General features: G+C 49.8%; 7 protein-coding genes. All 7 read left to right on the forward strand.

The window, feature by feature from the left end:
- A complete protein-coding gene (locus tag RQP50_RS02750) occupies window positions 1-2,919 on the forward strand; it encodes an extracellular solute-binding protein (RefSeq protein ID WP_315743071.1) in 2,919 nt (972 codons plus the stop codon).
- A gap of 66 nt (window positions 2,920-2,985) precedes the next feature.
- The gene (locus tag RQP50_RS02755; RefSeq protein WP_315744546.1) at window positions 2,986-3,885 is read left to right on the forward strand and encodes a carbohydrate ABC transporter permease; all 900 of its coding nucleotides are present in this window, start codon (window positions 2,986-2,988) and stop codon (window positions 3,883-3,885) included.
- A gap of 1 nt (window position 3,886) precedes the next feature.
- Window positions 3,887-4,777: a carbohydrate ABC transporter permease gene (locus RQP50_RS02760; protein WP_021254471.1), complete on the forward strand. Its 891-nt coding sequence runs from the start codon at window positions 3,887-3,889 to the stop codon at window positions 4,775-4,777.
- Between the two features lie 16 nt (window positions 4,778-4,793).
- A complete protein-coding gene (locus RQP50_RS02765; RefSeq protein WP_315743074.1) occupies window positions 4,794-6,905 on the forward strand; it encodes a YIP1 family protein in 2,112 nt (703 codons plus the stop codon).
- A 7-nt stretch (window positions 6,906-6,912) separates the two neighbouring features.
- Window positions 6,913-9,552 carry a DUF5696 domain-containing protein gene (locus RQP50_RS02770; RefSeq protein WP_315743076.1) on the forward strand — a complete coding sequence of 880 codons (2,640 nt, stop codon included), beginning with the start codon at window positions 6,913-6,915 and terminating at the stop codon, window positions 9,550-9,552.
- Window positions 9,549-10,463, forward strand: coding sequence for a carbohydrate ABC transporter permease (locus RQP50_RS02775; RefSeq protein ID WP_315743078.1), 915 nt, complete (start codon window positions 9,549-9,551; stop codon window positions 10,461-10,463). Before RQP50_RS02770 ends, RQP50_RS02775 begins: the two co-directional genes overlap by 4 nt.
- A gap of 16 nt (window positions 10,464-10,479) precedes the next feature.
- Window positions 10,480-11,460 (forward strand): carbohydrate ABC transporter permease, encoded by a 981-nt coding sequence (locus RQP50_RS02780; RefSeq protein ID WP_315743080.1) that lies wholly within the window; start codon window positions 10,480-10,482, stop codon window positions 11,458-11,460.
- Window positions 11,461-11,521: the final 61 nt, after the last annotated feature.

Consider the following 11,521-nt stretch of genomic DNA (forward strand, 5'->3'; position numbering starts at 1 on the left):
GTGGGCAAACACATGGACTCAACATGGAAGCGGCGAATCAGCATGATGTTGGGAGTCGCAGTTGCCGCAGGGGCCATTTGGACAGGAGCAGCCCTGTTCTCGAATGACTCGCGGAGCTCAACAATTGAACCAGCGTTAGCAAGCGGTGCAGTAAAGCGGCTAAGTGCTTCTTCGGACTCCAATCCGAAAGGGCTGCTTCGTTATGAGTCGTACCAGAAGAAAGTGGGGAATCCATCTGCAATCGCATCGCAGCCGATTCAACTCTTAGCGAGCGAATTGGATCATTCGCTAAGCGAGGGAAGTCCAATAGAGTCGTCGTACGAGGGCTCAACAGGACAAGTGATTCGTAGTGGGGAGATGGGGACGTTCGGCTGGACGTTTCATGTGGAGGAAGAAGGATGGTACGATGTGAAGCTTCGTTATTTTCCTGAGAGTGGAACAGGTTCCCCAATCGAGAGAGAGCTGCGGGTGGACGGAAATATTCCATTTGCAGAAGCGGAACGGATGCTGTATCCGCGAATTTGGGGCAATGAGAGAGAGGACGTCGAACGTGACAGCAACGATAACGATATAAGACCGCGTCAAGTCGAACAGCCTGGTTGGACGGAACGAAGCTTGAATGATGCAGAGGGATACTATGCCGACACACTTGCCATTTATTTGGCGAAGGGGGAGCATTCGCTCCAATTTATTGGGATAAGAGAACCGATGATGGTAGAGCGCGTGACATTGGAACCGCGTGTAACCAAGTCTTATGCAGACATAGAGAAGGAGTATGCAGAGAAAGGATATCAACCGGCAGACGATGCACTGATTAAAATACAAGCAGAGTCGGCTTACCATAAGTCAAGCCCATCGCTATATCCGATTAACGATCGCTCTGGCCCGGATGTGGAGCCCTATGATGCATCCCGCATTCGCATGAATGCCATTGGAGGCGACCATTGGAAGGCACCTGGGCAATGGATCGAATGGAAGGTAGAGGTGCCTACGGATGGACTATATGAGATTGGATTCAAATACAAGCAGGATTTAGCTCGCGGCCTTAAGGTGACACGCAAGCTGATGGTTGATGGCGAGCTTCCATTTGCCGAAGCGGCTAAGATTACGTTTCCACCGAGCACTTCATGGGATGTGAAGGCAGCTGCTGATGAGCGCACAGGGAAGCCCTATTTGTTCTATCTGACGAAGGGTAAGCATGAGCTGCGGCTGGAAGTAACGATGGGCGATCTCGCAGATATGGTTCGCATCGTGAAGGACAGCATTCAAGAGCTGAACGGATTGTATCGCAAAATTATTATGATTACGGGCACTGCTCCAGATCAATTCCGCGATTACCCGCTTGAGGATTTGATCCCGACGATGGCGGACACGTTCCTAGCGCAGAGCAAGCAATTGTCGCTTGTTGCAGATGAGATGGATCGTCTAGCAGGGGGAGCTAGTGTAAATGCAACAGTACTTCGAACGACAAGCTATCGCTTGCAGGATCTCGGTGAGCATCCAGATACGATTACATCCCGGCTGACCAGCTTCAAAGATGGCATCATGTCGCTAGGAACGTGGATGCTTAGTGTGAACACGCAGCCGCTAACGCTTGATTATCTGTTTGTAAGCTCGCCGAAGGCGGCATTGCCTGAAGCGGGAGCTGGATTGTGGGCATCCGTGAAGCATGAATTATCGTCGTTCTGGTATTCCTTCACCGATGATTACAATCTGGGAGGCGGCGGGAAGAAGACGGACATTACGGTATGGGTAGCTGGCGGACGCGATCAGGCACAGTTGATCCGGACCTTAATTGACAGTTATTTCACGCCGGAGACCGGCATTCAAGTTGACCTGCAGCTTGTCGGGGAGAATGTGCTGCTTCCTGCAACACTTGCAGGCAAAGGGCCGGACGTGGCGATTGCAACGGCCAACGTGATTGACTTTGCGATGCGAAATGCGCTAGAGGATTTGAGCCAATATCCGAATTTCCAAGAGGTATATGGACGATTCCATGACAGTGCATTTGCGAGCTTCAAGTTCAAGGACGGTGTATTTGCCATTCCTGAAACGCAGTTGTTCCCGATGCTGTTCTATCGCAAGGATGTACTTAGCGAGCTGGGCATGAAGGTGCCGGATACTTGGGAAGAAATGATGTCGCTCGTGCCGGAGTTGCAGAAGCGAAATATGCAAATCGGACTAATGCCGAATCCGACCTTCGATACACTCCTCTATCAATTGGGCGGCAGCTATTACGAAGGTGATGGCATTGCAACTGCGATTGGCAAGCCGGAAGGAATGGAGGCATTCCGTCATTGGACAGAGCTGTATACCCATTACAAGCTGCCGCGCGAATTCGAGTTTGTGAATCGCTTCCGAACGGGGGAAATACCGCTTGGTATTGCAGACTACACGACATTCAATACCTTAGCTGTATTTGCTCCCGAGATTCGTGGGGAATGGGGGTTCGCTCCAATTCCGGGTGTTAAGGGAACAGACGGTGTTGTACATCGGGAAAGTCTGTCGTCAGCAACGGGCTCTGTCATGTTCAAGAAGGCCAAGAATAAAGAAGCGGCTTGGAAGTTCATGAGCTGGTGGACGAATGCGGATACGCAATCATCCTTCGGAAGAGAGATGGAGTCTATACTCGGCGAATCTGGCAGATATACGGCAGCTAATGTTGAGGCGTTGAAGCGGCTGCCATGGTCTGCGAAGGAAGTGGCGACACTGAATGAACAGTGGAAATGGATTGTTGGGAAGCCTGCGGTTCCGGGTTCTTACTCCTTCGATCGCCACTTGCAGAATGCATTCTTCGAGGTATTCAATAACGGAACGGATGTACGGGAAACGCTAGAAGAATATGTACGCATTATTAATCAGGAATTGACCATTAAGCGCAAAGAATTCAATTTGCCAATCCGAGAGGGGGAGCAATAGCCGATGGAAGTGAATCGACCTGTTCCAGCATCTGCGAAGTCGGTGCAGCCTGCCTCTAAGCTGCGAATGCGCCTGAATCAGAAATTGGCAGAGGTGCGGCGCAATCGAACATTATATGCAATGATCGCGCCGTATTTCCTCATTTTCTTTACTTTTACGGTCTTGCCGGTAGTGTTGTCGCTCATTATTAGCTTTACAAATTTCAACATGCTGGAACTTCCGAAATGGGTAGGCTGGCAAAACTATGCTCGGTTGTTCGTACAGGATGATGTGTTCCTCATTGCCCTGAAAAATACGCTGATGTTCGCAGTAATCACTGGCCCAGTCAGTTATATTGCCTGCTTTGTACTGGCTTGGATTATCAATGAATTGTCGCCGAAGGTGCGAACATTCGCGACCCTCGTGTTCTATGCTCCAGCGCTATCCGGCAATGCGTTCATCGTCTGGACACTGTTGTTCAGCGGCGATGCTTACGGGTATATCAACGCTTTCCTCATGAAGTGGCGCATCATTCTGGAGCCGATTCTCTGGCTGAAGGATACGAAGTATATTATGCCGATCATTATTATCGTACAGCTATGGTTAAGCTTAGGCACCAGCTTCCTAGCCTTCATTGCAGGCTTGCAGGGTATGGATAAGAGCTTATATGAAGCGGGAGCTATCGATGGGGTGAAGAATCGATGGCAGGAGCTATGGTACATTACACTGCCTTCCATGAGACCTCAGCTGCTGTTCGGTGCAGTCATCCAGATTACTTCATCATTCGCTGTGGCAGAAGTGGCGACGACGCTCGCCGGATTCCCAAGCGTGCAGTATGCAGGGCATACGATTGTAACTCACTTAATGGACTTCGGATCGCTGCGCTATGAGATGGGCTATGCCTCCTCCATTGCCACGGTGCTGTTCGGGATTATGCTTGGCTCGAACTTGATTGTGCAGAAGCTGCTGCGGAAGGTGGGGGATTAAGATGGGACGTATATTTCGATGGAGACTGCGTATCGGACGCAAGGTGAATCGTTCTCGTACCGGTGATGTGTTTCTGTTCTTATTCTTGAGCTGCATCGGTGTTTTTATGGCGATGCCGCTTGTGTTCGTCATCAATAATGCGTTCAAGCCAATCAATGAAATTTTGCAATTTCCACCTAACTTCTTTGTTCGCAACCCTACGTTCAATAACTTCGCGGATTTATTTCATCTCATGTCGGGCACATGGGTGCCCTTTTCCAGATACATTTTCAATACGCTGTTCATCGCATTTGTCGGTACTGCGCTTCATGTCATTATTGCCTCACTGGCGGCATACCCGCTTGCGAAGAAGAAGTTCCCCGGAAAGGGGATTCTGTTCACGGTTGTCGTCTTGTCCTTGATGTTCTCTGCGACCGTAACGCAAATTACGAACTACATGACGATGTCATGGCTTGGTTTGGTTGATACGTATTGGGCCATTATTTTGCCGGCGGTTGGCTCCTCGCTCGGCTTGTACTTAATGAAGCAGTTCATGGAGCAGGTGCCGGATGCGCTGCTGGAAGCAGCTCAGCTGGACGGATGCTCGGAGTGGAGAATCTTCTGGAGCATTGTCATGCCAATCGTGAAGCCGGCATGGCTGACTTTGATTATTTTCTCATTCCAAGGATTGTGGAATGTAGGGGGAGCCGGCGGGGCCGGTTCACTGTTCCTGTACAGTGAGACGCTCAAGACATTGGATTATGCATTCAGCCAAATCTTAGCGGGAGGCATTATCCGTACAGGGCCATCAATGGCAGCAACGCTCATTCTCATCTCTGTTCCAATCTCGATCTTCATCATTACACAGAGCAATGTACTGCAGACGATGTCGACGTCCGGCATGAAAGAGTAAGCCAAGGAGGGAGCGTATGTTATTATATCAACCCAACCAAACATTGCCGTTCCGCCTTGCTCAGGCGGGATATCGAATCGTGCTTGCCTTCGTCATCTGCGCCATGCTGGGAATTTCTCTGTTCGATGCCATAGCATCTGCGGCTCCCTATGAAGGCTATAACTATGGATATGACGGCAAGCCGATCAAGGCGCCGCTTCCATATGAACCGTCGCGGAGCTGGACGGGTGAAGCGCTTGGCGTTGGCGCATTGAATTCGCCGGAGGATATGACTATTGGCCCTGATGGGACGATGTATGTTCTCGATACAGGGAATAACCGATTGATCGCGTTGAGCGATAAGCTGAAGCCCAAGTGGGTTGTAAGCAAGTTTACAAACCAGGGGACAACGGATACGTTCGAACGCCCGCAAGGCCTATTCGTGACGGAAGACAATCGCATCTATGTGGCGGATACCGGCAAGGCGAGAATCGTGGAGCTGACACCAGAGGGGAATTTCGTACGTGCGCTGGGAACGCCGAAGTCGGACATGATACGGGCGGATCTGCAATATGTTCCGATTAAGCTGGTCGTTGACCGAACGAAACGATTTTATGTCGTGAGCAAGGGCGTATTTGACGGCATTATGGAGTTGTCGCCTGAAGGGGAATTCAATGGATTTATTGGCGTGAACCCTGTTCTGTATAACCCGATTGAGCTGTTCTGGAAGCAGTTTGCGACGAAGGAGCAGCGCAAGCAGATGGCACTGTTCATCCCAGTCGAGTTCAATAATATATCACTGGATGATGAAGGCTTCATGTACGTAACCACTGCCGATGAGATGTCTACCGAGCCCGTTCGCCGCCTGAACCCTTCTGGGGTGGATGTATTGAAGCGCAAGGGCTACGAAAAGCCGATGGGGGATCTGTACTTCAGCAACAGCGCCACAATGGGCGGATTCTCCACTTTAATTGCGGTTACTGCTGATAAGTTTGGCATGTATAGTGTGCTCGATAATAAGCGCGGCCGCATTTTTACGTATGACAAGGAAGGCAAGCTGCTGTACATCTTCGGGCAGAATGGCGATAAGTTTGGCCAGTTCAAGGCTCCAATTGACTTGGAGATGTCGGGGGATAAGGTGCTTATTCTTGATAAAGGATCGAATCAGATTATTGTGTTCGAGCCAACTCGTTATGGACGCGTACTGCGCAAGGCGGTTGAATTGACGGAGGTTGGCAATGAGGCAGAAGCCGAGGCCGCGTGGGAAGAAGCATTGAAGCTGAACAATAACTTGGATATGGCGCATGTTGGCCTTGGCAAGGCGAAGCTGCGGGCTGGCGAATCTGAGGAGGCCATCCATGAATTTCGCCAGGGGATGCGCCCAGACTATTACTCGCGTGCATTCAAGAGTTATCGCAAGCAGTTGATCTGGGATCAATTCGGACTCATCGCCACCTTGTGCATTGTGCTCGTTGTTGGCCTGATTATCGGAAATCGGATGTTGAAGGGTAGACTTGCTTCTGAACCAGGTAAGATTCGATTTGCTTGGAAGCTGATGTTCAGGCCATTCAAGTCCTTCTGGGAATTGAAATATGAACAGGCAGGTCATTGGGGCTTTTCCCTGCCCTTGCTTCTCATCTTCATCATTTTATCGGTTATTAAGCGGCAATTTACCGGGTTTATTATTTTTCAGAGCTTGGAGACACAGTTCAGTATATGGATGGAAGTCCAGGTTGCCGTTATTCCATTCTTCCTCTGGTGTATTGCGAATTGGTCATTGACTACGTTAATGGATGGGGAGGGCAAGTTTAAGGAGATTGTAACTGCAACGGGTTACGCGCTTATGCCGTTAATTGTCATGCAAATTCCACTATTGATTCTATCCAACATCATGACGCAAGAGGAAACCTCGTTCTACTACTTGCTGGAATCGATCAGCTATATATGGTGCGCCCTGCTCTTGTTCGTCGGTATGTTGACAGTGCATCAATATACGGCATCAAAGACGGTTGTTACGATGGGGCTGACCTTCGTCGTTATCGGGATCATCCTGTTCCTCGGTCTGTTAGCATTTAGCTTGGGGCAGCAAATGATAATGTTCGTATCCACCGTATATCAAGAAATCTCATTCCGGATCGGGGAGGGGTGACGACGACATGAAAATCTCATTACGCAAGTCTCGTGATTCTGGAACTGTCGCACCCACACGGCGACGGAAGTGGAAATGGAGAACCATAGGCATAGCTGGGGCGATTATGGCTGTGCTGCTGCTCCTGTTCGTTCTGTTCCAACCAAGAAGCCTGCCGCGCACGGGAGATGCAGCGATGCCGGACTTCAGTGTATCCACATCGCCAGGAGCGATCAAGGGAACGGTTGCGCTGGCATCGAATGCCCAGTTGTCTGCAGCCCGGCAACAGGTAGCTGGCCTGGAACGAGTGGCAGCAACAGATGTCCTGGAATTGTACGTAAACAAAAGCACGGCAGAAGCTGCCGTCGTCGATCTGCGAAGCGCTGCGGTGTGGTGGACGAATCCACAGGATCGAGACTTGGACGGTATGGCCAGCCCGTTAATCAAGGGCAAGCTTGGCGCCCAACTGTCGCTTACCTACTTAATGCCGAATGGACAGACGAAGGATTATGACAGCTTCAATGACAGTGTTGTCCATAAGACCTTCACCATCCAATCGGAGTCGGACGGCATGACCGTCGTCTATGAATTTGGTAATCCGGAACGCGGCGCAGAAGCGATTCCACTCAAGATTAGCAAGCAGCGGCTGGAAGAGAAAATATTGAATAAGCTCGACCAGAAGGATCGGAATCAGATGTTGACCCGCTTCCGTCTAAATGAGGATACGGGGATCTATGAACGTAGAGAGATTCCGAAGTCAGCGCTCAAGAAAGTGCTTGATCTGATTGAGAAGGCTGGATATACCGAAGAGGATCTGAAGTCCGACAATGAGCAGAACGGTGTTATTGAAGGAGAGGGCGGCGGCAGTGCATCCTTTACGGTGCCGCTTCGCTACAAGCTTGATGGGGAGCACCTGCTGGTGAGTGTGGATGCCTCGGCAATCAAGGCGCAGCCCCCATACCGGCTGCATACCCTCGATGTTCTATCCTTCTTCGGTGCGGCAGGTAAGAAGGAGAATGGCTATTTGTTCGTGCCGGATGGTTCGGGCTCACTTATTCATTTCAATAATGGCAAGAACTACGCGCAAGGATTAGTCCTTCCTGTATATGGCGAGGATCCAAGCTTCTTCAAGACAGAGCAGTTGAATACGTATGAGACGGTTCGTATGCCTATTTACGGCATGAAGCGGGACATGAGCTCTTTTCTAGCGGTCATCGAGGACGGAGATGCGATGTCGACCCTTTATGCAGATGTCAGTGGAAGGCAGCATGAATATAACTGGATTGGCCCCCAGTTCACCGTATTGCCGAAGGACAAAGTGATGCTGAATGCCAGGGAGGAGCTTATTAAGACGCCTGCAGAGCCATACGCAGGACAGCTGCAAATTCGCTACATGTTCCAGAATCGCGAAGAGGCAGGATATTCGGGGATGGCGAATGCATACCGGGATTATTTAATGCTCAAATACCAGCTGAAGCCGCTGCGCGAACAGGCTGATAAGCCAGCGGATGCGCCATTTTACGTAGAGGCGATCGGTTCAATTTCTAAAGTAAAGACCTTCTTGGGCGTTTCTTATGATTCGCCAGTGCCGCTCACCACATTCGATGAAGCCGGTCAGATGGTGGAGGAGCTTGCAGCTAGGGGAGTCTCCAATATTCAGATGAATTATGCCGGATGGATGAACGGAGGCATTCAGCATAAGCTGCCGAACAACGTGAAGGCGGTTCGTGAGCTGGGTGGAAGAGATGGACTGAACCGGCTACGAGAACAGCTGCAGGCCCGAGGGGGAACCCTGTATCCGGAGTTCTCGCTTGGACGCGTATACAATGATGATGGGTGGAACGCAACCAAGGACAGCGTACAATCGCTTGGTCGAATCTCGCTGAAGTTTTTCCGATTCAATGCAGCTAATTTCAAGAAAAATTACGAAGCATTCTCCCATTCATTATTGTCGCCAGCGTTGTATCCAACCGTCATGAGCCGTTACTTGGAGCATGCAGAGCTGCCAGCGGATGATGGTGTCTCTATTCAGGATTCAGGAAGCGAGATCTATTCCAACTTCAATCTGAATGAACCCATATTGCGTCAGAAGTCGATTGCCTTCGTCAGCAAGGCGCTGAAGCAAGCGGCGGATCGGGGCAAGGTCATGCTGCAAGGCGGCAATGCGTATGTGCTTCCTTATGCGAGCCAGATTATCCGCGCACCGATGCAGAGCAACAGGTTTCAAATAACGGACGAGATGATTCCTTTCTTTTCGATGGTTATGCATGGCTTGATTCCTTATGCAGGTGAAGCATTTAACGGGGTGGAGAATCAGGATGTGAACAGGCGGATGCTGCAAGCGGTAGAGACAGGTTCTAACGTATTCTTCAGCTGGCTTGCGGCGAGTACAGAACAGCTCCGCGATACGATGTGGGATGACTTCTTCGCCGCAGAGTATTCGCAATGGCTCGACGAAGCAGCTTCTGCGTACCAGCAGCTGAATGAGCTGCACCATAAGGTTGGAGATGCATTCATGATCAAGCATGAGCGCCTGGCGGATGAGGTAGTGCAGACAACTTACAGCAATGGTGTGCGCGTCATCGTCAACTACGGCAATGCGCCTGTTCAGGTAGGCGGAGTGGTGGTGGAAGCGGCCAACTATCGCATAGAGGAGGGGAGCAAGTGAAGCTGTCGATTGGAAAACGAAGGAGACCCTCGCTTGAACGAAAGAAGGCGATGTTTGGCTGGCTTTTTATCGCACCATGGTTGATCGGATTTTTGCTTCTCATGGCTGTCCCGCTCGTACGATCGCTGCTCTTCAGCATAAGCCATTTGAGTCTGACAGAGACGGGCTACAAGCTGTCATCTGTTGGATTTGAAAATTATACAAAAGCATTCACCGTTGATCCCAACTTCAATCGGCTCTTGATTGAAGCGACAATGAACATGCTTGCGAATGTGCCGCTTATTATCTTTTTCAGCTTATTTTCAGCAGTACTGCTCTCTCAGAAGTTCCGTGGGAGAATGCTTGCCCGTGCAATTTTCTTCCTGCCGGTAGTGCTTGCATCCGGTGTTATTCAGGGCATAGACAGCTCGAACTATCTTGCCCAGATGCTAGGGGATGTTGCATCAAGCGTAGAGGGGAATTTCTCAGGACTTCGCAGCATGGGACTGCGTTCTTTGCTGATAGAGATGGGGATGAGCGGCGATATCATATTTTATCTGACTAGCGCTGTTGATCGCATCTATTACATTGTAGCGGCGTCGGGTGTGCAGATATTGATATTTTTAGCTGGGCTGCAGTCCATATCGCCTTCCTTGTATGAGGCTTCCAAGATTGAAGGAGCAACGGGCTATGAAGCATTTTGGAAGATTACATTCCCGATGATGTCGCCGCTTATTTTGACAAATACGGTCTATACGGTCGTAGATTCGTTCACGAATAATGGAGTTACAGGTTATATTCATCGGATGGCGTTTAGGGAGAATAACTTTGGCTTAAGCTCAGCGATGTCTTGGGCATATTTCCTTATCGTATCCATTATGCTCGGAGCGTGTGTCTACTTTATTTCCAAACGGGTCTTCTATTATGACTGAGAAAGGGGAGAGAAGCATGTCATCTACCGCAAGACAAAAGGCAGACGCAATAGGTCGACGTATGGAACGATGGAATGCGGAAGTTCGTCCCCTTGACCAGCTGAAGAAGTGGCTGTGGATTTGTGCGCGAACCTTGCTTATCGTTGGGATCTGCTACATCATCCTGTACCCGCTCATTACGAAGCTGTCCATGGCGATACGGGATCGGATGGATTTGTTTGATACGACGATCGTATGGATTCCGCGTCATTTTACATGGGACAATTTCAAGACGGCATTTGATATGCTGGAATATCCCGCCGCGTTCTGGAATTCTGCGATGCTGAGTTTAGGGACTTCCGTTCTGCAAATGGTCTCCTGCGCTTTAGCCGGGTACGGCTTCGCGCGGCTGAAATTTAGGGGAAGGGGCATTCTGTTCACGTTAGTAGTGTTCACGATTGTCATCCCGCCGCAGACCATTATGATCCCGACGTATTTGAATTATCGATTCTTCGATATATTTGGTCTCTATGAGCTGTTCACAGGCAAGCAAGGGGTTAATTTGCTGGAAAGCTATTGGCCGTTCTTTATTTCCTCTACATTAGCAATGGGGATGAAAAACGGGTTGTTCATTTTTATTTTCCGTCAATTTTTCCGAGGCCTGCCGAAGGAGTTAGAGGAAGCCGCTTATGTGGATGGAACAGGGGTTCTCGGTACGTTCTGGAGAGTCATTATTCCGAATACCGTGCCGGCAATCGTAACGGTGCTGCTGTTCTCTATCGTCTGGCAGTGGAATGACAACTACTATGTCTCTCTATATATGAATTATACGCAGGTGCTGTCTTCGACGCTTGCCAGCATGCCAGGGGCATTAGGACGGATTACGACGGATCCTTCTTATATTTCACAGCTTATGAATACAGGAGCACTGCTTGTCATGATGCCGATGATCATTTTGTATTTGTTCGCTCAGAAGTATTTTGTTGAGAGTGTTGAGCGTACTGGACTTGTCGGATAGTATCACAAACCATACCTTTTCCGCAGCACGAGTAATGTGCATGCACGAGAAATGATGGGGT

The organism is Paenibacillus suaedae, assembly GCF_032337355.1.
GTDB classification, from domain to species: domain Bacteria; phylum Bacillota; class Bacilli; order Paenibacillales; family Paenibacillaceae; genus Paenibacillus_B; species Paenibacillus_B suaedae.